The sequence below is a fragment of the Kribbella sp. NPDC051587 genome, assembly GCF_044453945.1.
Taxonomy (GTDB): Bacteria; Actinomycetota; Actinomycetes; order Propionibacteriales; family Kribbellaceae; genus Kribbella.
Genome location: NZ_JBITDE010000014.1, coordinates 190,261 through 211,841 on the forward strand (window position 1 = coordinate 190,261; position 21,581 = coordinate 211,841).

General features: G+C 67.9%; 24 protein-coding genes. 13 read left to right on the top strand and 11 right to left on the bottom strand.

The features are described from left to right. Positions 1 to 188: 188 nt before the first annotated feature. The 9 genes from ACIA49_RS35595 (at position 189) to ACIA49_RS35635 (ending at position 8,054) form a co-directional block, all read left to right on the top strand. Complete coding sequence (locus ACIA49_RS35595; RefSeq protein WP_396382599.1) at positions 189 to 1,259, top strand: hypothetical protein; 1,071 nt, start codon at positions 189 to 191, stop codon at positions 1,257 to 1,259. 3 nt (positions 1,260 to 1,262) lie between these two features. Then, on the top strand, positions 1,263 to 3,074 hold the full coding sequence (locus tag ACIA49_RS35600; RefSeq protein WP_396382600.1) for a nickel-dependent hydrogenase large subunit: 1,812 nt from the start codon (positions 1,263 to 1,265) through the stop codon (positions 3,072 to 3,074). A 1-nt stretch (position 3,075) separates the two neighbouring features. Further along, positions 3,076 to 3,939: a NifU family protein gene (locus ACIA49_RS35605; RefSeq protein WP_396382602.1), complete on the top strand. Its 864-nt coding sequence runs from the start codon at positions 3,076 to 3,078 to the stop codon at positions 3,937 to 3,939. After that, positions 3,936 to 4,604: a DUF5947 family protein gene (locus ACIA49_RS35610; RefSeq protein ID WP_396382603.1), complete on the top strand. Its 669-nt coding sequence runs from the start codon at positions 3,936 to 3,938 to the stop codon at positions 4,602 to 4,604. The genes ACIA49_RS35605 and ACIA49_RS35610 overlap by 4 nt, the downstream gene beginning before the upstream one ends. Then, positions 4,597 to 5,229: a DUF6084 family protein gene (locus ACIA49_RS35615; protein WP_396382604.1), complete on the top strand. Its 633-nt coding sequence runs from the start codon at positions 4,597 to 4,599 to the stop codon at positions 5,227 to 5,229. Before ACIA49_RS35610 ends, ACIA49_RS35615 begins: the two co-directional genes overlap by 8 nt. After that, complete coding sequence (locus tag ACIA49_RS35620) at positions 5,226 to 6,509, top strand: hypothetical protein (RefSeq protein ID WP_396382605.1); 1,284 nt, start codon at positions 5,226 to 5,228, stop codon at positions 6,507 to 6,509. The genes ACIA49_RS35615 and ACIA49_RS35620 overlap by 4 nt, the downstream gene beginning before the upstream one ends. Then, positions 6,506 to 7,006, top strand: coding sequence for a hydrogenase maturation protease (locus tag ACIA49_RS35625; RefSeq protein ID WP_396382606.1), 501 nt, complete (start codon positions 6,506 to 6,508; stop codon positions 7,004 to 7,006). Before ACIA49_RS35620 ends, ACIA49_RS35625 begins: the two co-directional genes overlap by 4 nt. Positions 7,007 to 7,089: 83 nt before the next feature. After that, entirely contained in the window at positions 7,090 to 7,305 is a 216-nt protein-coding gene (locus ACIA49_RS35630) for a HypC/HybG/HupF family hydrogenase formation chaperone (protein WP_396382607.1), read from the top strand. Beyond that, on the top strand, positions 7,305 to 8,054 hold the full coding sequence (locus ACIA49_RS35635) for a DUF6390 family protein (protein ID WP_396382608.1): 750 nt from the start codon (positions 7,305 to 7,307) through the stop codon (positions 8,052 to 8,054). The genes ACIA49_RS35630 and ACIA49_RS35635 overlap by 1 nt, the downstream gene beginning before the upstream one ends. Here the strand turns inward: ACIA49_RS35635 and ACIA49_RS35640 are convergent. The 3 genes from ACIA49_RS35640 to ACIA49_RS35650 all read right to left on the bottom strand — a co-directional run bounded on the left by ACIA49_RS35640 (position 7,965) and on the right by ACIA49_RS35650 (position 9,406). Continuing rightward, the gene (locus ACIA49_RS35640; RefSeq protein ID WP_396382610.1) at positions 7,965 to 8,333 is read right to left on the bottom strand and encodes a helix-turn-helix domain-containing protein; all 369 of its coding nucleotides are present in this window, start codon (positions 8,331 to 8,333) and stop codon (positions 7,965 to 7,967) included. The genes ACIA49_RS35635 and ACIA49_RS35640 overlap by 90 nt on opposite strands. Before the next feature lie 70 nt (positions 8,334 to 8,403). Continuing rightward, positions 8,404 to 8,664 (bottom strand): muconolactone Delta-isomerase family protein, encoded by a 261-nt coding sequence (locus tag ACIA49_RS35645; protein WP_164602147.1) that lies wholly within the window; start codon positions 8,662 to 8,664, stop codon positions 8,404 to 8,406. 37 nt (positions 8,665 to 8,701) lie between these two features. After that, positions 8,702 to 9,406, bottom strand: a complete 705-nt coding sequence (locus ACIA49_RS35650; RefSeq protein WP_396382611.1) for an SDR family NAD(P)-dependent oxidoreductase — start codon at positions 9,404 to 9,406, stop codon at positions 8,702 to 8,704. A gap of 80 nt (positions 9,407 to 9,486) precedes the next feature. On the opposite strand from ACIA49_RS35650, the gene ACIA49_RS35655 reads away from it, so the two are divergent. Beyond that, the gene (locus ACIA49_RS35655) at positions 9,487 to 9,840 is read left to right on the top strand and encodes a winged helix-turn-helix transcriptional regulator (RefSeq protein ID WP_396382613.1); all 354 of its coding nucleotides are present in this window, start codon (positions 9,487 to 9,489) and stop codon (positions 9,838 to 9,840) included. Between the two features lie 104 nt (positions 9,841 to 9,944). On the opposite strand, the gene ACIA49_RS35660 is transcribed toward ACIA49_RS35655, so the two are convergent. The 3 genes from ACIA49_RS35660 to ACIA49_RS35670 all read right to left on the bottom strand — a co-directional run bounded on the left by ACIA49_RS35660 (position 9,945) and on the right by ACIA49_RS35670 (position 12,907). Further along, positions 9,945 to 11,513, bottom strand: coding sequence for a cellulose binding domain-containing protein (locus ACIA49_RS35660; protein ID WP_396382615.1), 1,569 nt, complete (start codon positions 11,511 to 11,513; stop codon positions 9,945 to 9,947). Between the two features lie 69 nt (positions 11,514 to 11,582). Further along, positions 11,583 to 12,410, bottom strand: coding sequence for a PHP domain-containing protein (locus ACIA49_RS35665; RefSeq protein WP_396382616.1), 828 nt, complete (start codon positions 12,408 to 12,410; stop codon positions 11,583 to 11,585). 17 nt (positions 12,411 to 12,427) lie between these two features. Further along, positions 12,428 to 12,907: a TspO/MBR family protein gene (locus ACIA49_RS35670; RefSeq protein WP_396382618.1), complete on the bottom strand. Its 480-nt coding sequence runs from the start codon at positions 12,905 to 12,907 to the stop codon at positions 12,428 to 12,430. Between the two features lie 64 nt (positions 12,908 to 12,971). On the opposite strand from ACIA49_RS35670, the gene ACIA49_RS35675 reads away from it, so the two are divergent. Further along, a complete protein-coding gene (locus tag ACIA49_RS35675; RefSeq protein ID WP_396382620.1) occupies positions 12,972 to 14,159 on the top strand; it encodes an NAD(P)/FAD-dependent oxidoreductase in 1,188 nt (395 codons plus the stop codon). A gap of 3 nt (positions 14,160 to 14,162) precedes the next feature. On the opposite strand, the gene ACIA49_RS35680 is transcribed toward ACIA49_RS35675, so the two are convergent. Beyond that, positions 14,163 to 14,582 carry a hypothetical protein gene (locus ACIA49_RS35680; RefSeq protein WP_396382622.1) on the bottom strand — a complete coding sequence of 140 codons (420 nt, stop codon included), beginning with the start codon at positions 14,580 to 14,582 and terminating at the stop codon, positions 14,163 to 14,165. Between the two features lie 55 nt (positions 14,583 to 14,637). Here ACIA49_RS35680 and ACIA49_RS35685 point away from each other — a divergent pair, with 55 nt between their 5' ends. Beyond that, positions 14,638 to 15,315 (top strand): phosphatase PAP2 family protein, encoded by a 678-nt coding sequence (locus tag ACIA49_RS35685; protein WP_396382624.1) that lies wholly within the window; start codon positions 14,638 to 14,640, stop codon positions 15,313 to 15,315. Here ACIA49_RS35685 and ACIA49_RS35690 read toward each other — a convergent pair. Continuing rightward, entirely contained in the window at positions 15,312 to 16,139 is an 828-nt protein-coding gene (locus ACIA49_RS35690; protein ID WP_396382625.1) for a saccharopine dehydrogenase, read from the bottom strand. The genes ACIA49_RS35685 and ACIA49_RS35690 overlap by 4 nt on opposite strands. A gap of 149 nt (positions 16,140 to 16,288) precedes the next feature. On the opposite strand from ACIA49_RS35690, the gene ACIA49_RS35695 reads away from it, so the two are divergent. Beyond that, on the top strand, positions 16,289 to 16,480 hold the full coding sequence (locus ACIA49_RS35695) for a hypothetical protein (RefSeq protein ID WP_396382627.1): 192 nt from the start codon (positions 16,289 to 16,291) through the stop codon (positions 16,478 to 16,480). Between the two features lie 68 nt (positions 16,481 to 16,548). Here the strand turns inward: ACIA49_RS35695 and ACIA49_RS35700 are convergent, their stop codons facing one another. The 3 genes from ACIA49_RS35700 to ACIA49_RS35710 are packed head-to-tail and all read right to left on the bottom strand — an operon-like array spanning position 16,549 to position 21,569. Then, positions 16,549 to 19,287, bottom strand: coding sequence for a bifunctional YncE family protein/alkaline phosphatase family protein (locus ACIA49_RS35700; protein ID WP_396382628.1), 2,739 nt, complete (start codon positions 19,285 to 19,287; stop codon positions 16,549 to 16,551). A 3-nt stretch (positions 19,288 to 19,290) separates the two neighbouring features. Continuing rightward, a complete protein-coding gene (locus ACIA49_RS35705; RefSeq protein WP_396382629.1) occupies positions 19,291 to 20,643 on the bottom strand; it encodes an ABC transporter permease in 1,353 nt (450 codons plus the stop codon). After that, entirely contained in the window at positions 20,640 to 21,569 is a 930-nt protein-coding gene (locus tag ACIA49_RS35710; RefSeq protein WP_396382631.1) for an ABC transporter ATP-binding protein, read from the bottom strand. Before ACIA49_RS35710 ends, ACIA49_RS35705 begins: the two co-directional genes overlap by 4 nt. Positions 21,570 to 21,581 lie beyond the last annotated feature (12 nt).

Consider the following 21,581-nt stretch of genomic DNA (forward strand, 5'->3'; position numbering starts at 1 on the left):
CCGTAACCGCCCACGGGACGGGCGTCGACGTTCCGGACCAATGGTTCCGGAAGCGATCCGGAAATCCCGGAATCGCCGATTTCCGGAAAGCCCCATTAATACCTGACACAAGTGTCTGTTCGGGCGCCGATTCCAGACGTACCGTCCGAAGCAGGATCCTCAGCCAACCTATGGAGGCGGCTCGGACGATGTCGACGACCGTGGAACCGGAACAGGCGCAGGAGACCGCCGACGAGGGCGTGGTCCACATCCTCTGGATGAACGGCGGGCTGAGCTGCGACGGCGACTCCGTCGCGCTGACGGCGGCGACCCAGCCGAGTATCGAGGAGATCGTCCTGGGCGCGTTGCCGGGACTGCCGAAGATCGCGGTGCACTGGCCGCTGATCGACTTCGAGTGCGGCCCGGAGACCGGCGCCGACAACTTCATCGAGTGGTGGCACAAGGCCGACCGCGGTGAGCTCGAGCCCTTCGTCCTGGTGGTGGAGGGATCGATCCCGAACGAGGCGATCAAGTCCGAGGGGTACTGGGCCGGCTTCGGCAACAACCCGGCGACCGGGCAACCGATGAAGACCTCGGAATGGCTCGACCGCCTGGCCCCCAAGGCCACCGCGGTCGTTGCCGTCGGCACCTGTGCGGCGTACGGCGGGATCCACGCCATGGCCGGCAACCCGACCGGCGCGATGGGGGTCCCCGACTATCTCGGCTGGAGCTGGAAGTCCAAGGCCGGGCTGCCGATCGTCTGTGTGCCGGGCTGCCCGATCCACCCCGACAACCTCTCCGAGACCCTCGTCTATCTGCTGTACCAGGTGGCCGGCCAGGCCCCGATGATCCCGCTCGACGCCGAGCTACGGCCGCAGTGGCTGTTCGGCGCGACCGTGCACGAGGGCTGCGACCGCGCCGGCTACTACGAGCAGGGCGACTTCGCCAAGGAGTACGGCTCCCCCAAGTGCCTGGTGAAACTCGGCTGCTGGGGTCCGGTCGTCAACTGCAACGTCCCCAAGCGCGGCTGGATCAACGGCGTCGGCGGCTGCCCGAACGTGGGTGGCATCTGCATCGCCTGCACGATGCCCGGGTTCCCGGACAAGTTCATGCCGTTCATGGACGAGCCACCGGGCAGCAAGGTCTCGGTCGCCGCGAGCACGGTCTACGGCACCGTCATCCGCAGGCTCCGCAAGATCACCCAGAACACCGCCAACAAGGAACCCAAGTGGCGGCACAAGGGCCCCGAACTCGCCACCGGCTACAAGAAGGTCTGGTAAGCCATGACCACCACCGACCCGAAGATCGGCCAGCACCTGGAGCCCGATGCGGGCACCGACTCCGACGTCGTCGAGATGGCCTGGGACCCGATCACCAGGATCGTCGGCAGCCTCGGCATCTACGCCAAGGTCAACTTCAAGAACAAGACCGTCGAGGAGTGCCACAGCACCTCGTCGATCTTCCGCGGCTACAGCATCTTCATGAAGGGCAAGGACCCGCGCGACGCGCACTTCATCACCAGCCGGATCTGCGGCATCTGCGGTGACAACCACGCCACCTGCTCGGTCTACGCGCAGAACATGGCGTACGGCGTCGCGCCGCCGCACCTCGGCGAGTGGATCGTCAACCTCGGCGAGGCCGCGGAGTACATGTTCGACCACAACATCTTCCAGGAGAACCTGGTCGGGGTGGACTACTGCGAGCGGATGGTCAAGGAGACCAACCCGGGCGTGCTCGAACTGGCGAACCGGACCGAGGCACCGCATGCCGGCGACCACGGCTACCGGACCATCGGCGACATCATGCGCTCGCTCAATCCACTCGAAGGCGACTTCTATCGGGAGGCGCTGCACGTCAGCCGGTACACGCGGGAGATGTTCTGCCTGATGGAGGGCCGGCATGTCCACCCGTCGACGCTCTACCCCGGTGGGGTCGGCACGGTGGCGACGATCCAGCTCTTCACCGACTACCTGACCCGGCTGATGCGCTACATCGAGTTCATGAAGAAGGTCGTCCCGCTGCACGACGACCTGTTCGACTTCTTCTACGAGGCACTGCCCGGGTACGAGCACGTCGGCGAGCGGCGCATCCTGCTCGGCTGCTGGGGCAGTCTGCAGGACCCGGCGATCTGCGACTTCGACTACAAGACGATGGATGCCTGGGGCAAGCGGATGTTCGTCACCCCCGGCGTCGTGGTGGACGGCAAGCTGGTCACCAACAACCTGGTCGACATCAACCTCGGCCTGCGGATCCTGCTCGGTAGCTCGTTCTACGACGACTGGGCCGACGGCAGCCACGAGAAGTTCGTCGACAAGGACCCGCTGGGCAACCCGATCGACGTCCGGCACCCGTGGAACCAGCACACCATTCCGAAACCGCAGAAGCGCGACTTCGCGAACGCGTACAGCTGGACGATGTCGCCGCGCTGGTTCGACGGCAAGGACCACCTCGCCCTCGACACCGGCGGCGGCCCGATCGCCCGGCTCTGGTCGACCGCGCTGTCCGGCCTGGTGAACACCGACTACGTCCAGGCGACCGGCCACAGCGTGAAGATCCAGCTCCCCCGGACGGCGCTGAAGCCCGCGACGGAGTACGAGTGGAAGATCCCGCAGTGGAGCAACGCCCTCGAGCGCAACCGGGCGCGCACCTACTTCCAGGCGTATGCGGCCGCGTTGGCGCTGCACTTCTGCGAGAAGGCGATGGCCGAGGTCAGGGCCGGCCGGACCGAGACCTGGACACCTTTCAAGGTTCCGGACAACGCGATCTCGTGCGGCTTCACCGAAGCGGTCCGTGGCGTGCTCTCGCACCACATGGTGATCCGCGACGGCAAGATCGCGAACTACCACCCGTACCCGCCGACGCCCTGGAACGGGAGCGTCCGCGACTCCTACGGGACGCCCGGTCCGTACGAGGACGCCGTCCAGAACACGCCGATCTTCGAGGAGAACCCGCCGGATCGGTTCAAGGGCATCGACATCATGCGCGCGGTCCGCAGTTTCGACCCGTGCCTGCCCTGCGGGGTCCACATGTTCGTCGGCAACGGGAAAGAGAAAACGCACCTCCAATCGCCCACCCTCGCGGTGAAGCCCTACTGAGATGGACCGCCGCGACGTCGCCGCCCTGAGCGAACGGATCGACGTGCTGCTGGACGAAGTCCAGCGGCGGGCCGAGCCGGAAGTGACGGACAAGGTCGAAGAGCTCGTCCGCGCCGTGTTGTCCCTGCACGGTGCGGGCCTGGAACAGCTGCTGACGCATCTGGACCAGGACCAGGTCCGAGGCGTCCTGGCCGACGACCTCGTGGCCGGGATGCTGTTGCTGCACGATCTGCATCCCGACGATGTGGCCACCCGGATCCAGGCGGCGTTGGACAGCGTCCGGCCGTACCTGGGCTCACACGCCGGCGGGATCGACTATCTCGGCATCGATGCCGACGGCATCGTGCGTCTCCGCCTGCAGGGCAGCTGCGAGGGCTGCCCCGGTTCGACGGCCACCGTCCGCCTGACGGTGGAGAACGCCGTACTGGACGCTGCCCCCGAGGCGATCGCTGTCGAGGTGGAGGGCATGGTCGCCGCGAAGAAGCAGAACCTGCTGACGATCGAACCGTTCCGTCCGAAGCAGAGCAGCGAAGGCTGGCACGAGGTCAGCCTGGTCACGGCACCCGGGCAGATGCAGAAGCTGGTCGTGGCCGATCTGGAGTTGCTGGTGGCGAACCTGGCGGGGACGTTCTTTGCCTATCGCAACAACTGCCCGACCTGCTCCTCCGCACTACAGCACGGCGACCTGACGGGCGACCAGCTCACCTGCCCACGTTGCACCGCCGTGTACGACGTACGCCTGGCGGGCCGAGCGCTCACCCCCGTCGGGGCTCCTGCCCTGGAACCGTTGCCGCTGCTGCCCGACGGTACCGACTGGAAGGTCGCCCTCCCTGATAGTCAACCGTCGGGAAGGCAGTCCGCGTGAGGACCTCGTCGACGCTGCGCGCACTCGCCCGCGACAAACCGGCACCGGTGGTCGATCCGGTGGCGATCCTGCGCGGCTTCACGGGTGGTGTGCGTCAGCAGTTGGCACCCGGCGAGCAGTGCGAGATGTGCGCCGTACCGATCGGGCCGCAGCACCCCCACATCGCCGACGTACCCGACCATCGACTGCTCTGCACCTGCCGGCCGTGCTACCTGCTGTTCAACGCCGAGGCCGCGTCGCGCGGGCACTATCGGGCGGTTCCGGAGGAGTACCGCTTCAACCGGGACTTCTCGCTGTCGGCGGCACAATGGGAGTCGCTCGGGATCCCGGTCGACCTGGCCTTCCTCTTCCACCAGACCGACCAGGACAAGACCGTCGCGTTCTACCCGAGTCCTGGTGGCCCCACGGAGTCGTTGCTCGATCTGGCCGGCTGGGACGAGGTGGTTGCGAACGATCCCGTCCTGGGCACGTTGATTCCGGATGTCGAGGCGGTGCTCCTGCGGCGCCTCGACGGCGGATTCGAGTGTTACCTGGTGCCGATCGATTCCTGCTACGAGCTCGTCGGGCTCGTCCGGCAGTACTGGGAGGGCTTCGCGGGTGGCGAGGAGGTCTGGAAGCGGATCGACTCGTTCTTCGCCGGTGTGAAGGAGCGGTGCCGTGGTTGACCTCGAGTTCACCTGTACCGGCGCGGACGCCGATCGGTACGCCGCGACGCCGACCGTCCTGCTGCATCTGCACGTCACCGAGACGACCGGTACGCCGGTCCACGCGCTGGCCCTGCGTTGCCAGATCAGGATCGAGCCGATCCGCCGCCGGTACTCCGACGAGGAGGGCGACGCGCTCGCCGACCTCTTCGGCGATCGTGCGCGCTGGGGCGAGACGCTGAAGCCGCTGCAACTGGCGTTCGTCACGCAGATGGTCCCCGGCTTCACCGGTTCGACCGACGTCGACCTCGCACTGCCCTGCAGCTACGACTTCGACGTCGCGGCGAACAAATACCTTTACGCGGTCCGCGAGGGTGGTGTCCCGTTGCTGCTGTTGTTCAACGGCACGATCTTCACCGGACGCGCCGGCACGCTCTCGGTGACCCCGGTCGCCTGGCAGAAGGAAACGTCGTACACGCTGCCGGTGCCGGTCTGGCGGCAAGCGATGGACCAGCATTTCCCTGGCGCGGCGTGGCTGAAGCTACGGCGGGAGACGTTCGACAAGCTGTACGACTATCGCGCCCGGGAAGCCTTGTCCGGTTGGGACGACGCGATCGAGCGACTGTTGAAAGAGCAGCTCGAATGACGTCCTTCGACAGCATTCAGGGCGTGGCGGACGCGTTGTTGTTCGAGGGCTATGTGCTGTACCCGTATCGCGCGTCGAACAGCAAGAACCAGGTGCGGTGGCAGTTCGGTGTCCTGATGCCACCCGGGTACGACGACCCGTCGGAGCGCACGTGGTCGCAGACCGAGTGCCTGCTCGACGGCGGGTCTGCGGCTTTGACCATCCGGATCCGGTTCCTGCAGGCACAACGCCGTACGGTGCTGGATGCCGATCGATCGGAAGTAGCAGCGTTGCAGGTGGGCGACACCACCTATGTGCCCTGGGACGAGGCGGTCGAACAACACGTCGACGTCAGCGTGGCCCTGTCCGACCTTCCCTGTGAACGCTCCTTCGAGGTGGCCGGCGGCGTCGAGGTGGAGGGCGCGGGCGCCGGCCTGCTCCAGCGGATCCGGGAGCCGTTGAGTGGTGTGCTCATCCTGAGCGCAGAGACACTGCCCGGCCCGTACGGCGTTGTCCGGCTGCGGCTTCGCGTGGAGAACACCAGTGCCGGTAGGGACACTGAGCGGAGCAGCGCGTTGCGGCACGCACTCATCGCGCATCACCTCCTGGTTGCCGCCAACGGCGCCCGGTTCATCTCGTTGCTCGAACCGCCCGAGTGGGCGACCGGCTATGTGCCCGCCTGCGAGAACGTCGGGATCTTCCCGGTTCTGGCCGGCGACCTGCTGCTGAGCTCGCCGATCATCCTCTACGACCACCCGGAGATCGCGGCCGAGTCACAGGGCGACCTGTTCGACGCCACCGAGATCGACGAGATCCTCAGCCTGCGGACGATGACGCTGACCGAGGCGGAGAAGCGCGAGGTCCGCGGTACCGATCCGCGCGCGGCGGCGCTGCTCGATCGGGTCGACTCGATGCCGCAGGAGATCCTCGACCGGCTGCACGGCACGGTCCGCTATCTCCGCAAGGTGACCGCACCCGAGCCGGCTCCCTCCGACGCGCCCTGGTGGGATCCGGGCAACGACGCCACCGTCGACCCCGAGCACGACGCCGTCCAGGTCGGCACGGTTGCCGTTGGCAACGGCGTACGGGTTCGGTTACGGCCTGGCGTCCGGCGAGCCGATGCGCAGGACATGTTTCTCGCGGACCGGATCGGGACCGTGGTGGCGGTGCTGTCCGATGTGGACGGCGAGACGCACATCGCCGTCGCTCTGGATGGTGCGGAGGGCGAGGTCCAGCGGTCGCACGGGCGGTACCTGTACTTCAGCCCCGACGAGATCGAGCCGTTGGTGGGTGCCGGATGATTCTGGTCGCCGGACTGGGCAACATGTTCAGCAGCGACGACGCCTTCGGGGTCTCGGTGATCGCCGAGCTGGCCAAGCGGTCGTGGCCCGATCACGTGCGGGTTCAGGACTTCGGCATCCGCGGGATTCACCTCGCGTACCAGCTGCTCGAGCCGTACGACCTCGTCGTACTGGTCGATGCTGTGCAGCGCGGCGGTCCGCCGGGATCGCTCTATGTGCTGGAGGCCGAACCGGACGCCGAGCCCGGACCGGACGTGAGCATGGATGCTCATGACCTGGGACCGGACGCCGTACTCGCGCTGGTGCCGCGACTGGGTGGGACCCTGGGCACGGTGATGGTGGTCGGCTGCGAGCCCGCCGATCTCGGTACCGGTATCGGCCTCAGCCCGGTGGTACAGGACGCGGTGGAGACCGCAGCTCAGCTGGTGACCGACCTGGTCGTCGGACAGGAAGTCAGAGAAGGGACATCGTCATGCGCTGGGTCATCCTCGCAATAGTGCTGCTGATCGTCGTCGGGCTCGGATACTTCGGCCTTGCCGACCTGCGCCGGTACCTTCGGCTGCGGGACATGTAGGTCGCCGTGTGTCTCGGGATTCCGGGCCGGATCGTCGCGACGACCCCCGGCCTCGACCTCGGACAGGTCGAGGTGGCCGGAGTGGTTCGTGAGATCAACCTCGCGCTGCTCGACGGGCCGTTCGTGCCGGGTGAGTACATCTTGATCCACAGCGGGTTCGCGCTCGAGCGGATGTCGCCGGAGCGTGCTGCCGATGCACTGGCCTTCTTCGGCGGCGACTGATGACCACCTCGGACTCCGGGCCGCTGATGTTCGTCCGGTATGCGATGGCGCCCAACCTGCTCGGGTACTGCGGCCCTGCCGACGGTCAGGCACTGCTCACGTCGGGAGCGCGCGGCGCGGTGGATGAAGTACGTGATCTGGCGCGCCAGTTCGAGGGTGCTTGGCCGTTCCTGGAGCTGATCGCTCGGACTGCCGGCCTCAAGGATCCGCTGGATCACCGGGTGGTGGAGGCGTACTGGCTGGGCAATGTGCTGCTCGACAGTGCTGGGCCCCGGTTCACCGCCGGTGGGATGCCGCACCACAGCTACCAGGTCTTCTGCGTCTACCCCTGGACCGCTCTGCTCAACGACGAACGCGCAGGTGCGCACGCTCTTCACGTTCTCGACCAATGCCGGATCCGTTGGGGCCGGGTCGTCGCTGTTGCCGGTGCCCAGGTGGTGGTGAAGTCGCGACCGCTCGCGTGGGACGGCCGGACGCTCGCGCTCGGCCCCCTTCGCCAAGAAACCGTCGGAGGTCATGACCTCCTTGGTCCGGTGCACATCGGCGACTGGGTCTCGCTGCACTGGCAGTGGATCTGCGACCAGCTCGACCTTCGTCGGCTGACGGCCCTGCGGCAGCGATCGGCGTACCACCTCGCGATCGCCAACCAGCGCCTGGCGTCAGCTGTGGTTGGCCCGAACCGGTACGTCGGGGCCGAGGATCCAGTTGCCGGTGACCGGCGTAGCGGAGCTGGGTCTCACCAGCGGTGAAGGCTGGTCGGGCGTCCATCGCGTCGGGTCCTCGGTGAGCCCGAGCAGGTAGGTGACCGTGCAGTCGAGGGCCACCGCGAGCTCCGGGAGGCGGACGACGTCGACGCCCGCACCATGCTCGAAGCTGCTGAGAGTCTTGTTCGTGGTCCGGACTCCCCGACGGGCCAACCGGCTGACCACCTGCTTCTGGGTGAGGCCCAGCTCGACCCGGCGGCTGCGCAGCCGGTGTGTGAGGACCAGGTGCCGGTCGATGGACAGATCGCCCTGTTCAAGGAACATGGGGACCTCCTCCCTGCCAGTCACGATCCTCTGGGTCCGGTTGTCCGTCAATCGCCGACCGGTCGCGACTTCAGGTCATCTCGGCGAGTGCGTGCACCGTGTACCGGGCGAAGTTGAACACCGGCGCCCGGCCGAGCAGCCGCTCGAACTCCTCGTGCGAGTCCACCTCGTAGATCCACGCACCACCGTGCGAGCCGACCACGTGATACCGCGCCAGCACCTTGCCTTCGCGCTGCAGGCGCTCGCCGTACTCGGGCATGGCGCCGACCGCCCTCGCCATCTCGGGCGACAGCAGGCTCAGCTCCATCTGCCACAACACCAGGAACTTCATGACAAGACGTCAGTCTACGGCTTGTCATCGCTGCGCATCAGGCGGATTTGTGGCGGGCTCCGCCCTCGACGTGGATCGTCTCGCCGGAGACGAAGCCGGCGCGGAGGAGCCACATCATCGCGTCGACGATGTCGTCGGTCTCGCCATGCCGTCCGACGAGGGTTCCGGCCGCGCTCTTGTCCAGCAGGCCGGACTTCTTGTCACCAAGGCGATCCCAGGCGCCGGAGTCGATGACGCCAGGCGAGATGGCGTTGACCCGCACCGGCGCGAGGTCGGCCGCCAGGTGGCGCGCGGCGTACTCGACTGCACCGTTGGTGATGCCCTTGACCAGTGAGCCCGGCCCAGGCCGCCACCCGACAACGCCGGAGAACATCACCACCGATCCGGTTGGCCGTAGTACCGGGGCGAAGTGCTTGGCGACGAGCAGTGGGCCGACAACCTTGGCGGTGAAGGCGGCCACCAGTTTGTCGTGATCCAGGTCAGTCGCCCGTACGTCGTGCGGCGCGGAACCGGTCATCACGAGGTGATCAATTCCGTCCTTCAGCTGCTCCGCCGCGGCCGCGATCGTCGACTCGTCCTGCAGGTCGATCCGCACCGCGGTGCTGCCGAGCTCACCCGCCAGTATGTCGGCCGCCGCCAGATCGCGTGCACCGACGACCACGTCGTACCCGTCCTTCGCCGCCCGCCGTGCCACGGCCGCGCCGAGCGCCCGTGCCCCGCCGATGACCAGGATTCGCTTCATGTCCGTTACTCCCTCTCGTAGGATCGGGGGTAACGGTATGGTTTTGATACCGGTATCTTCAACGGAACTGGGAGCACCCAATGGGCAAGGCGTACAACGTGATGGCAGCGACCTGCCCGAGCCGCACCGTGCTGCACCGCATCGGCGCCCGCTGGACGGTGTTCGTCGTCAACGCCCTGGACGACGGGCCGCGCCGCTTCACCGAACTGAAGGCGCACATCCAGGGCATCACCCCGAAGGTTCTGACCGAGACGCTGCGTTCGCTGGAAGCCGACGGCCTGATCAGCCGGCACGAGTACGACGAGAACCCGCCGCGCGTCGAGTACGCCCTCACACCTCTGGGCCGCTCCCTGCTGATCCCCCTCCGCGCCGTACGGCTCTGGGCCGAACAGCACGTCCCCGACATCGAAGCAGCCCGAGCACGTCAGCCGTGAACAGACCCCGCCACGCGGGCCTCCTGAAGCTCCGATCAGAATCAAACCAGATAACGTCCGAAGAACCGGAGACGGGCCCTCCGATCATTCGGACGTTACGCGGATCAGCCGGTGTAGCCGGCGAAGATCTGACTGAACTGGTACGGCGTTTGCGGGACGTTGGTGCAGTTGACGAGCGAGCCGTTGCAGGCGTTGCGGTCGCGGGTCATCTCCCAGAACGACAGCATGCCGAGGTGTTTGGTGCGGGCGAAGTTCACCAGTTGGGTGGAGTGGGTCTGGTTGAAGGTGCCGCCGTCGTCGTTCTTGCCGAGCATCGGCGTGACGCCGACCTTGAGCCAGGCCTGGGCATCGGTGAGGGCCGGCCAGAGCGACTTGATCTGGCTGAAGGTGCTCTGCGCGGCCTGGACGGCGAAGTCTCCGTAGTTGCCGGAGGACCGGTTGTAGTCCATCGCCATGATGTTCACCACGTCGAGGTTGATGCCGTTGTCGCGAGCGGACTTGAGGACCGCGAACCCGTTCGCGTCGAGACCCTCGGGCAGCACCGGCAGCGTCAGCGAGATCTTCAGCGCGGGCCGGTTGCTCTGCAGGATGGCGAGCGCCTGGGAGCGCCGGGCGATCGAGGCCGGATCGGCGACCGCGCCGCCTTCGATGTCCACGTCCAGGTAGCGCAACTGGTAGGCGTCGACGACCGCCTGGTACTCGGCCGCGGTCGCCTGGGCGGACGAGCACACCTGGGCGAGTTCGCTACCGGCCGCACCACCGAAGGAGATCTTCACGTCGCCGCCGCGGGCCCGGATCGCATCGATCTGGTCCTTGCCCCAGCCGGTCCGGGGGTCGTAGGCGCCGAACCAGCTCGCCTTGCAACCACCGCTCCCGGTGACAAAGCCGAGCGTGAAGGACCGCAGGTTGCCTGCGGTAGCCATCGCCGTGAGTGAAGGCGTCGGCCAAGCACCCATATCGACGTACGGCGCAACTGGTACCAGCGAACCGGCCGGACCGGACACGGTCGTCGCACTGACCGTGTTGGAAGCCGCCGACGAGTTCCCGGCCGCATCATGGGCCTTCACAGTGAACGTGTACGCCGTACCAGGGTTGAGGCCGCCGACCGTGCCGGTGGTTCCGTCCGTGGTGATCAGCACCGCGCCGCCGGAGTAGACGTCGTACCCGGTGACCCCGACGTTGTCGGTGGATGCGTTCCACGCCAGCGACACCGTGCTGGTGCTGGTCGCGGTGACCCGGGCGTTGCCGGGCGCGGTCGGCGCGCTCGTGTCGCCAGCACCGCCGGCACAGAGGCCGCCGTTGACCCGGCAGTTCGCCGGCCGCGCGGGACCGTGGGCGATGAACCCGAAGGTGGCAGATTGGCCGGCCGCCAGCGGAGCGTTCCAGCTCGCGTTGTTGGCGACGACATGATTCCCGCTGCGGCTGATCACGGAATCCCAGGAGCTGGTGATGTCCGTTCCGGTCGCGAGGTCGAACTCGACCCGCCAACTGCTGATGGTGGCCGCGGTGCCGTTGGTGATCGTGTAGGCGGCTTGGAAGTTGCCGTCCCACTCACCGGTCAGGGAATACGCCGCTGTGACCGATCCAGCCGCCGTCGCCGGCGGCGCGACAGCGAAGGGAGCGAGCAGGAGGGCGAGGACAGCGAGCAGAACACGTGATCTGGGGCGGATCATGGGTGCCTCCGGGCAACTGTTCAAATATTAAGAAGCAATGTTCTCTAAAGGTTCCTAACAGTCAAGAGCTCACCCGATCCAGGGTGCTTCGGGCTTGGCGTCGGGGCCGAAGCCGAGAGACTCGGCCAGTACGGCGGCGGCGGGCAGACCGAGGCCGAGAGCCTCCGGGAAATGGGCGTCGCTGCCGAACGTCACGCGGCGTCCACCGACCTCACGCCACCACTTGAGGATCGTCGGATGTAGTGGGACTCGGGTGTTGATCTCGAGGACGCGCTCGCCGACGGCCAGTGCGGTGAGCGCGTGCCGCAGTTCGTCCTCGAAGTCCTCCGGCCGGAAGGCGTCGCTGCCACCGGGCCAGGACCGGATCGGGTAGTCGATGTGGGTGAACACCTCGAAGACATCGGATCCGTCCACCATCCGCGGAATCTCCAACAGGTACTCGCGGAACACGTCCTCGGCCTCACGATGCGTGTACAGCTCCCACGGCTCGGCGTACGCATCCCCGTCGAGCAGACAGTGCAGCGAACCGATCACCCGCTCAAAGGTGCCCTGGGCAAGCAATCCGGCGATCTCGGCCCCATGGAGATGAGGTTGCCCGACCTCCATCCCGGTGAGGATCCGCAGCTCTGGAAACTTCTCGCGGCACTCCGCCACTGTCTCCTGGTAGCCGGCAACATCCAGCACCGGCGCGTTCAGGATCCCGTCAGTGACGAGGTCGCCGAACGTCTCCGCGAGGAAGCCGGCCCGGAACGGCGTGAAGTCGACATGCTCGGTGAACGCGATCGCCGGCAACCCGAGCTCGACCGCCCGCGCACAGGTCGCCTCCATCGCGCCCTGCTTCGCATCCCACGACCACTCGCTGTGAACGTGCCCGTCGGCCGGGCTGATCATCGTCATTCCCCGACCCTACGGGCTCAGTTCATCGACCAGATCGCTGCGTTGAGGGCGGTCGCGAAGGTCACCCACAGCCAGTACGGCGCGAGCAACAACGCGGCCGGCGGATGAACCGCACGGAACCGAAGGACCGTCCATCCGATCGCCAGCCACATGAGCACGATGTCGATCAGGGCGAGGCCACGCAGCCCGGCCCCGAAGAACAGTGGCGTCCATGCGGCGTTGAGGACGAGCTGAACGCCGTACGGGATCAACTCCGCCGACCAGCCGGTACGGCGCCACACCAGCCAGCCGCTGATCGCGATCATCACGTAGAGGACGGTCCACACCGGTCCGAAGAGCCAGCTCGGTGGTGCCCAGGACGGCTGGTTCAGGCCGCCGTACTGGTCGGCGGTGCCGGTGACGGCGAGGACGCCGATCAGGGCGGCCGCCGCGGCGGCGATCCCGAACCCGGCGAGGCCCGCGACGGGCCGGAGGGCATGGTCGGACGTTGTGCTCATGGCGCTCCCGGGGATCGGTGGTCCAGGGCCGGTACCCCGGATCGCGGGTGGTTACCCTGACCGTATGGAAGATGCGGATGTGATCGTGGTCGGCGCGGGGCTCGCCGGGCTGGCGGCGACGGTTCAGCTGCAGGCCGCCGGACTGCGGGTCGTGCTGGTCGAGGCCGCGGACGGTGTCGGCGGCCGGGTACGGACCGACGAGATGGACGGGTTCCTCCTCGACCGCGGTTTCCAGGTGCTGCTGCCCGCCTATCCGGAGGTACGGCGCCTGCTCGACCTGGACCGGCTCCGCCTGCAACCCTTCACCCGCGGAGTGATTGCCGGGGGCAACGAGCTCTCCCTCGACGACCTCACCGGCCCGGCGCGTTTCGCCGTACGACGTCCGGGCGATGCGCTCGCGGTCGCGGCCATGTCCCTGCGTGACGTCTTGCTGCCTGGCCGCCGGCTCCGGACCGCACCGCCGAAGTCGACCGAGCGAGAACTGCGGCGCTGGCGCATCTCCGAGCAGACCGTCGACGAGATCTTCCGGCCCTTCCTCGGCGGGGTCTTCCTCGACCCGGAGCTGACCACGAGTTCGCGGCTCTTCCATCTGATCTGGCGATGCTTCCTGCGCGGAGGCGCCGCCGTACCGGCGAACGGCATGCGCGCCCTGCCGCAAGCTCTGGCAGACCTCGTCGCCGACGACGCGCTGCGCCTCAACACCCACGTCGAGTCGGTCTCGCCGGGCACCGTGGAGACCTCGAGCGGGACGCTGACCGCGCGAGCCGTCGTGGTCGCCACCGACGGAACCACCGCCGCCGGCCTCGTCCCGCAGCTCACCGAGCCGACCTGGAACGCCGTCACCACCTGGTACTTCGCGGCTCCGGAATCACCTCTGCGCCGCCCCATCCTCCTACTCGACGGCGACCTCAACACCGTGGTGATGAGCGAGGTCGCCCCCACCTACGCGCCGCCCGGCCAGGCCCTGATCAGCGCCTCGATCCCCACCACCCAGCAGGCCGACGTACGCCCACGCCTGGAACGCCTCTACGGTACGTCGACCGCCGGTTGGGACCTGATCGCCGAGTACCAGATCCCGCACGCCCTCCCCCGCATGACCAGCGACCACCTCTTCACCAGCCCGGCCAAAACAGCCCCCGGCCTGTACGTCGCCGGCGACCACCGCGACACCAGCTCCATCCAGGGCGCCCTCGTCTCCGGCCGCCGCGTCGCCGCCGCAGTCACCACAGACCTACGGCGGCGCAAGTCCTGACGGTCAGTCTGACGAATCACCAGCAGGCACGGGGTCGCGATCGAAGTACGCGACGGCGAACAGGATCAGGGCGGTGATGATGCTGACGCCGGAGTTGATGACCAGGTCGGAGGTGGCCATGCCGATCTTGTGACCCCAGTAGACGAGCTGGGAGGTCGCGTCCCAGAGCAGGTACATCAGGGCGTTGGTGATGATGAACTTGCGGCGGTCGGCGGCGCGCGACAGCGTCATCGCGACGATCGTGACGGCGATGATCACGACGTGATAGCCGGCGACGGCGTACCACTGGAACTGGCGGGTCGGAGTCATCTCGCCGCCGAGGTAGGCGCGATCAGTGAGCTCGGGGTCGAAAGTGAGGATCAGGGCCTGCAGCAGGTTGAACGCGACGTAGAGCCAGAGGACCACGCGCAACGGAAGTCTCATCCGCAAACTGTGGCAGAACCCAGCACTCAGCGGCTCGACGAGTACGGTGGGTGACATGTCCAAGGTGCGGATCGCGATCGGCTTGGTTGCCGTCGGCCTCGGTACGGCGGCCTTCGCCGGGCTGGCCGATGCGGCCACCGAGGGCGATGATCTGGCCGCGTTCGACCCGCACCTGACGGCGGCCTTCGTGAGTCATCGGGTCGCTGAGCTCACTCCGGTGGCGCGGGCCGTCACGTTTCTCGGCGAGATCCCGGTCCTGACGGGGCTGACCCTTGTCGCGGCGTTGCTACTGCGGGCGGGGACTCGTCGCTGGCGGCCTGCCGTCATCTTGGTCGTGGGCATGCTCGGCGCCGCCGGACTCACCTACGGCTTCAAGGTCCTGATCGGCCGGCACCGCCCCGACTCCTCCATCGTCGTCGGGACGGTGAACACCGGCTTCTCGTTCCCGTCCGGTCACAGCCTCAGCTCACTGGTCTTCTTCGGCCTGCTCGCGGCACTGCTCTGGTACTCGAACGCATCCCTCGCCATCAAACTCGCGGGCACTGCGCTCGCCTTGCTCTTCAGCGTGGCGATCGGCCTCAGCCGCATCTACCTCGGCTACCACTGGGCAACCGACGTACTGGCCGGCTGGACCCTCGCCCTTACCTGGCTGGCCCTGCTCGCGTCCGTCCTTGGCTTCATCGGGCTGCGGCGCGATGCTTCACCAGCCGAGGATTGCGAACTGAGCCGCTAACCGGCGGGTTCCAGTTCGACGAACTTGGCACCGACCTCCAGGAGTCGCTGGGTGGCGTAGGCCGGGTCGACCAGGGACTCCGGGGTATGGACGCCTGGTGGAACCTGCGCGCCACGGAGGCCGAGCAAGCGCTCGACGGTCAGCGCGATGCCGAGCGCGGTCAGTGGGCGCTGCCCCGCGTCGTGAGTGAGCGCGTGGGTGGTGTGGAGCGACGTACCGGCCGGATCAGTTCCTTCGAGGTCGATGCGGACCTCGGTGGGGGGCTCGGTGCCGCTCTCGCTGACGGCGAAGTCGACCTGGACGTTGGCTGCGCCGGTCGCGAAGGCAAGGCCTGGGATGTCGAGGCCGGCGACAGTGTCGGCGGCGAGGGTGGTGCCATCGACGCGCGTGATGTCAGTCGCAGTGTCCAGCACCCAGGTGAAGACCCCATCTCGCCGTACCAGTCCGGCAGAGCTGACCGTCGCCCAGCGCGCCAGGTCCGACAGCGCAGCAGGCCCGCCGATGTCTTGTTCGGCCTGTACGGCGCGCAGGTGGATGCTGTCGACGCGCCCGAACCCCTTGGCCGCCTGCAGCACCGCGAGGGCGACCGTTCCGGCGAAGAAGTGGCTGGCCAGCACGACCGGGGACGCGTTCGGGCGGTGGGCGACCGCGAGAACTTCCGGCGCGATCTCCAGCGGACCGGTGGAGATGCTGAAATACGGCAGGCTGTGGTCCTGGGCGTAGGTGAGCCCGTTGAACTTGTCGTCACGCAATACGGCGACCACGGCCGAGTAACTCCGGCCGGCGGGGAGTCCGAGGTCACTGCGGTGCAGGTCGACGGTCACCGCGTCCGCGCCGCCGAGTTCGTCGGCGACCCGCTGGGCACGACCGAGATCGCGGCCCGCGACGGTGATCGGCAGCCCCGGATGCCACCGCCTCAGCAGGGCGGCTGGAGCAGACCCAACACACCCTGCTGGCGGCCTACACCACCACGATGGCCACGGCCCTGGCGCCGTACTCCACCCTCCCGCCCGACGCGCTCCACCTCCGCTGCACCGCCCTGCTCGGCGCCGCCGAGGCGCTGGCCACCGAGCTGACTCACGGGCGAGCCACCCCCGCCGCCGTCACCAGCGCCCTGACCAACCTGATCACGGGCCAGTCGGATCCGCCGCACAAACCACACTGACCGCGACAGTACGACGCCCCGCCGTCCACACGAGGAGAACGGCGAGGCGTCGTACAGGTGGAGATCCGTCAGCCGTCGGACTCCGGAGCCGGGATGGCGGCGCCGGGGACGTCGGCCGGGGCGAAGAGCTGGGTCTCACCCGGGTACGGCGTTGACCACTCGTGGGCCTGGTACCAGTCGAAGTGGTTCATCTGGGCGGGGTTGGCGAAGTCGGCGCGGGCATCCGGGCCGGTCAGTCGCTGCTGGGATTTCCAGCTGTCCCACTGGGCTGCGAGTGCCTGCTTGTCGGCGGGCACGGTCGCGGTCGGCGCGGGCGCGGCCGCCGGGTTCTGTGCGGCCGGGACGTCCGGTCCACACGGCGGCGGAGTCGCGAGTCCCGCGGTCAACGACGTGCGGTTCGGCAGGACGGCGTACGGGGTGTAGTTCGGCTTGGCGGTGAAGGCGGTCGCCATCGGGCTGGCGGCGCTGTCCTTCTGGTTCATCGGGTGGATGCCGAGGATCTGCTCGATCGTCCGGATCATCGTGATCTGCGTGTAGTACCGGCTGTCGACCGCGGCGTGCTGGGCGTACGGGCTGATGATCTGGATCGGCGCCCGGTGCCCGTCGATGTGGTCGAGGCCGGCCTGGGAGTCGTCCTCGACGACGAAGATCGCCGAGTCCTTCCAGTACTTGCTGTGCGAGATCGTGTCGACCATCTTGCCGACCGCGAGGTCGTTGTCGGCGACCTGGGCGGCGCCGTTCGGCGGGCCGCCGGTGTGGTCGCTGGACAGCCAGAACATGTTCAGGTTGGCCGGCCCGTGCTGCTCGAAGTCACGCTTCCAGATCTCATAGCGGTAGATGTCCGGTACGGCGGTGTCGAACTTCGGGAAGCCGGGGACCGAGACGTTGTTCAGCGACGGGATCGGCGACGACGAGATCAGCGGGTACGCCGTGTTCGCGCCGGTGGTCGCCATGTTCTTCGTGTCGCAGTACAGGTTCTGCCAGCTCGCACCGGCCGGCTTGGTGAGGAACTGGTGGAACTCACCGAAGTCGCGCACGGTCTTGCCGGCCGCCTGGGCTCCGGTCCAGAGGAAGCCGGTCCGCTGGTGGCCGAGCGCGTCGTCCTCGGTGTCGTAGCTGCGCAGGTACTCACCGGCCGACGACTCGGTGTACTCCGGGTTGTCGGCCTGCATCAGCCAGTTGTGCCCCTCGGCGGAGTTGGTGCCGATGTCGTAGGTGTTGTCGTAGAGCCCGAACTGCTTGGCCAGCGCGTGCTGGTTGGGCGTCACGTTCTCGCCGTACTGCGCCAGCGCGGGATCACCGTTGCCCTGCGGAATGTCGCCGTACAGCTGGTCGTAGGTCCGGTTCTCCTTGACGATCAGGAAGACGTGCTTGATCGTCGAGGGCTCGCCGAGCCGGCTCGGTACGGGCACCGGCTTCTGATGGCCGCGGCCGGTCTGGACCGAGCCCTTCGTCCAGCCGTTCTGCTGGAAGACCTGGGAGGTCAGCTTGCGGATCGCGCGGTCGTCCGGCAGCTTGAACCGCTGCAGGCTCGAGGTCGTGTCGTGGGTGGCGTGCCCGGCCGCCGTCGTCGGGCGGCGCGCGTCGATGCCCCGCGTGTTCGAGACCAGTACGTCGTTGCCGACCGTGGTGATCTCCGCCGGGAAGTAGTCGGTCGGAATCAGGCCGAGGTAGCTGACCGGCTCCTGCGCGGTCCGGTACTTGTAGACCGCGACCGCGTTGGCCCGGCCCAGCGTCACCAGCAGGTGACCGTCATCGGTCAGCGTCACCGCGTCGGGTTCGTAGCCGACGGATGCCTCCGGCCACGGCTGCGTCGCGATGGTCTGCACGACCTTGTCCTTGCGCGTGTCGATGACCGAGACGTCGTTCGTCGCCGTGTTGGTGACGAACACCGCGCCGTTCTTCGCGTACAACGCTGTCGGGTGCAGGCCGACCTTGATGGTTGCCGGTACGGCGTTCGCCGCGGCCACGTTGATCACGCTGACCGTGCCGGTCGTCGTCGCGCCGGTGAACGAGCTCGCCGGGACCTGGGTGTTGTAGGAGTTGAGCGTGCTCTCCCCTGGCTTGGCCGGCCGACCGCCTTCGTTGCTCACATAGAGTTTGTCGCCGACCAGCACCAGGTCGCGCGGCGCGTTGCCGACCGCCCAGCTCTGCCGGATGGCGCCGGAGGCGGTGTCGATCGCGACCACGCGGTTCTGCCCGTTGACGGCGGCGTACGCGGTGGCACCATCGGCCGTGAACACCGGCTCGGCGACCAGCGCGTGCTTCGCGCCATCAGCCGGGATCGCCACGAACGTCGGGTTGCTGAGGCTGCCGTCGGCGTTGACCGTGAACCGGCGATAGCCGTCGGTCTGGCCCAGCCACAGCTGCGATCCATCGGGCGAGTACGTCGGGCCTTCCTGGCCGATGTCATTCCCCGGGATGCGCAGATTGGCGGCAGCGTTGTTGCCGATGGTCTGCTGGACCTTCCACGCCTTCAGATCGACGATGGCCAGCGCCAGCCCACCGTCGGTGATCGAGGCGGCCACGTGCGTGCCGTCCGGACTGACCGAGGACGACATGATCTTGCCGTTGTTGATGACGAGGCGTTCACCGAGCGGCTTCAGGTACTGGTCGCTGGACACGACCAGACCCTTGTCCGTGGTCTCACCGACGTGCTCGGTGCCGAACATGTCGGTCTTCGCGACGGCGAGGCTCGAGCCAGCGGCCGCGAGCGCGACCGCCGTCGTACCGGCTGTGAAGCGCGAGATCCGGCGGCTCGTCCGAGCAGTCGGCAGACTCGCTCGCCTGCGGCGTCTCACCTGCATGGGTTATCCCTTCGAGCGGACGGAGAGCAGTTCGACAGAACCGTCGAACTGCCAGAGCGGGTTCGGCTGGTCACCGGCGGGCGTCTGCACGAGGAAGTAGCCGTTGACTTCCTTCGGCCCGTCGCCATCGGCGACGTACCGCCCGTTCGGTGTGAGGTCGAGCTGGTAGATGGCGGTTCCGGCGGCGTCGATGCCGGGGAGGTGCCAGGTCACGACGCAGCGCCAGTCGTTGCCCGGGCCTTCCGCGACACGCTGACCACCGCCTTTGGTGCAGGCCGCCGTCGTCTGCAGTTGTGCTTCCGTGACGTCGGGGCGATTCAATTCCTTGGCCTGCAAGCGATACAGGTGCGCGAAGGCGGTGGCGACCGACTGCTGCACCTTGTCCTGAGTGATACCGGAACCGGTCCCGCCGGCCGCGGCGAGCACTCCGGTCGTCAGACCGCCCAGGACGAGGAGCGGTACGACGCCGCCGAGGATCGCTCGGCGCGCTGACCCGTCATCGATCAGGTTGGTGAAGTCGCGACGCAGGAACAGCCGGTACGCCAGGGCGGTCGCGACTACGGCCCACGCCAGGCTGACGGCGATACCGATCAGCAGCGGACCGACCTGCGCCGGGCTGGTGAAGAGACCGTTCCAGGAGATGAAGGCGTAGCCCGGCAGCGCGAGACGCACCCCGACCGGAATCGGCAACTGCTGGGCGAGCTGCATGGCGATCGCGACGATCGCCGGCACCAGCAGACCCGTCGGTGACCGGCCGAGCGCGATCGATCCGAGCAACCCGATGGCGGCCAGCGCCAGCGTGGGGGCAAGCACGCAGACCCAGGCGAGCAGGACCCGCCCGGCCGCGTCCGCCGGGCTGAGCAGATGCCCGTCCAGGCCGATCAGCGGTTGGTTGCCCACCGCAAGGAGTCCGCCGACGATGCTGGAGGCAACCAATCCGGCCACCAGGAGCAGGATGACCGTCAGGCCGGCGAGCGACTTCGCGGCGAAGATCCGGCGCGGCGACCGGACTGCGACGAGCAGGTGCCGCCACGTCCCGAGCCGGTCCTCAGCGGCGAACACATCGCCGGCCACGACCGAGGTCAGCAGGGGCAGCGCCCAGATCCCGGAGAAGCCGAGCACGACCAGCGGCCCGGCCCAAGCGGTGGCATGCATCCAGCGACCGAACAACGTGTCGGCCGGCAGCGAACCCTGCTGGCTCACGGCCGCGACGAAGACGCCCGGAGCGATCCAGCACGCCAGCACCAGCAGGCGAACCCGCCACTGCGACATCAGCTTGACCAGCTCGAAGCGGTAAGCCCGCCCGACGGAAACCTGACTGGCAACCGGTACGGCGGCCTCGGCGATCGCGGTCATCGGGTCGGCTCCTGCTGATCGGTGATGGCGAGGAACGCGGCCTCGAGTGGCGACACCACCGGCGCGAGCTCGCGGATCGCAACTCCCGCACCAACGAGCCGGACCACCAGTTCGTCAAGGGCCGGTACGTCGGCGTGAACCACCAACCAGGTGGTCTCGTCCGCGACCTTGATTCCGGGGGTGCCCGTTGCGACCTTGCGAGCAGCCTCGCCGTCGGAGGTGACGAGCCGGTAGTCGAGTTCACCGGTCTCGGCCGCCAACTTGGTCAAGGGGCCGGAGAAGACGACTCGCCCGGTCGAGAGGATCGTGACCTCGGAACACAGCTCCTCGAGGTCGTCCATCCGGTGGCTCGACACCACCACCGCCGTACCGTCGGCTGCGAGTCGTGTGAGGACGCCGTGCACGTGCCGCTTGCCCGCTGGATCGAGTCCGTTGGACGGCTCGTCCAAGACAAGAAGTCGTGGTTTGGTCAGCAGCGCAGCCGCCAGTCCGAGCCGTTGCCGCATCCCGAGCGAGAAGCCGCGGACCCGGTCGTCGGCGACATCCGTCAGCCCGACCTCCGCAAGCGCCTCGTCGATCCCCGCCGACCGCGCATCGAGTCCACGCAGGGCAGCCAGCGCCGCGAGATTCTTCCGCGCCGTCAGCGACGGGTAGAGCCCGGGCCCATCAACGAACCCGGCGACTCCACCGGGAGCAGCCAGCGCCCGGCCGACCGGCGTACCCAAGATCTCAAGCGTCCCGCTGTCAGCCACCGCCAACCCGAGCAGGAGCCCGAGCAACGTCGTCTTCCCCGCCCCGTTCGGTCCGGCCAGCCCATGCACCCGGCCCGGCTCCACCTCCAACTCGACCCCGTCGAGCGCCACGACCTCCCCGAAGCACTTGACGATCCCCCGGGCCCGAACGGCCAGGGGCGAGGCGGACTTCATCGAGGTACTCCC

Coding starts and splice junctions, on each gene's coding strand:
- ACIA49_RS35595 (WP_396382599.1), top strand. CDS start 189: ATGTCGACGACCGTGGAACCGGAACAGGCGCAGGAGACCGCCGACGAG.
- ACIA49_RS35600 (WP_396382600.1), top strand. CDS start 1,263: ATGACCACCACCGACCCGAAGATCGGCCAGCACCTGGAGCCCGATGCG.
- ACIA49_RS35605 (WP_396382602.1), top strand. CDS start 3,076: ATGGACCGCCGCGACGTCGCCGCCCTGAGCGAACGGATCGACGTGCTG.
- ACIA49_RS35620 (WP_396382605.1), top strand. CDS start 5,226: ATGACGTCCTTCGACAGCATTCAGGGCGTGGCGGACGCGTTGTTGTTC.
- ACIA49_RS35625 (WP_396382606.1), top strand. CDS start 6,506: ATGATTCTGGTCGCCGGACTGGGCAACATGTTCAGCAGCGACGACGCC.
- ACIA49_RS35635 (WP_396382608.1), top strand. CDS start 7,305: ATGACCACCTCGGACTCCGGGCCGCTGATGTTCGTCCGGTATGCGATG.
- ACIA49_RS35640 (WP_396382610.1), bottom strand. CDS start 8,333: ATGTTCCTTGAACAGGGCGATCTGTCCATCGACCGGCACCTGGTCCTC.
- ACIA49_RS35645 (WP_164602147.1), bottom strand. CDS start 8,664: ATGAAGTTCCTGGTGTTGTGGCAGATGGAGCTGAGCCTGCTGTCGCCC.
- ACIA49_RS35650 (WP_396382611.1), bottom strand. CDS start 9,406: ATGAAGCGAATCCTGGTCATCGGCGGGGCACGGGCGCTCGGCGCGGCC.
- ACIA49_RS35655 (WP_396382613.1), top strand. CDS start 9,487: ATGGGCAAGGCGTACAACGTGATGGCAGCGACCTGCCCGAGCCGCACC.
- ACIA49_RS35660 (WP_396382615.1), bottom strand. CDS start 11,513: ATGATCCGCCCCAGATCACGTGTTCTGCTCGCTGTCCTCGCCCTCCTG.
- ACIA49_RS35665 (WP_396382616.1), bottom strand. CDS start 12,410: ATGACGATGATCAGCCCGGCCGACGGGCACGTTCACAGCGAGTGGTCG.
- ACIA49_RS35670 (WP_396382618.1), bottom strand. CDS start 12,907: ATGAGCACAACGTCCGACCATGCCCTCCGGCCCGTCGCGGGCCTCGCC.
- ACIA49_RS35675 (WP_396382620.1), top strand. CDS start 12,972: ATGGAAGATGCGGATGTGATCGTGGTCGGCGCGGGGCTCGCCGGGCTG.
- ACIA49_RS35680 (WP_396382622.1), bottom strand. CDS start 14,582: ATGAGACTTCCGTTGCGCGTGGTCCTCTGGCTCTACGTCGCGTTCAAC.
- ACIA49_RS35685 (WP_396382624.1), top strand. CDS start 14,638: ATGTCCAAGGTGCGGATCGCGATCGGCTTGGTTGCCGTCGGCCTCGGT.
- ACIA49_RS35695 (WP_396382627.1), top strand. CDS start 16,289: ATGGCCACGGCCCTGGCGCCGTACTCCACCCTCCCGCCCGACGCGCTC.
- ACIA49_RS35700 (WP_396382628.1), bottom strand. CDS start 19,287: ATGCAGGTGAGACGCCGCAGGCGAGCGAGTCTGCCGACTGCTCGGACG.
- ACIA49_RS35705 (WP_396382629.1), bottom strand. CDS start 20,643: ATGACCGCGATCGCCGAGGCCGCCGTACCGGTTGCCAGTCAGGTTTCC.
- ACIA49_RS35710 (WP_396382631.1), bottom strand. CDS start 21,569: ATGAAGTCCGCCTCGCCCCTGGCCGTTCGGGCCCGGGGGATCGTCAAG.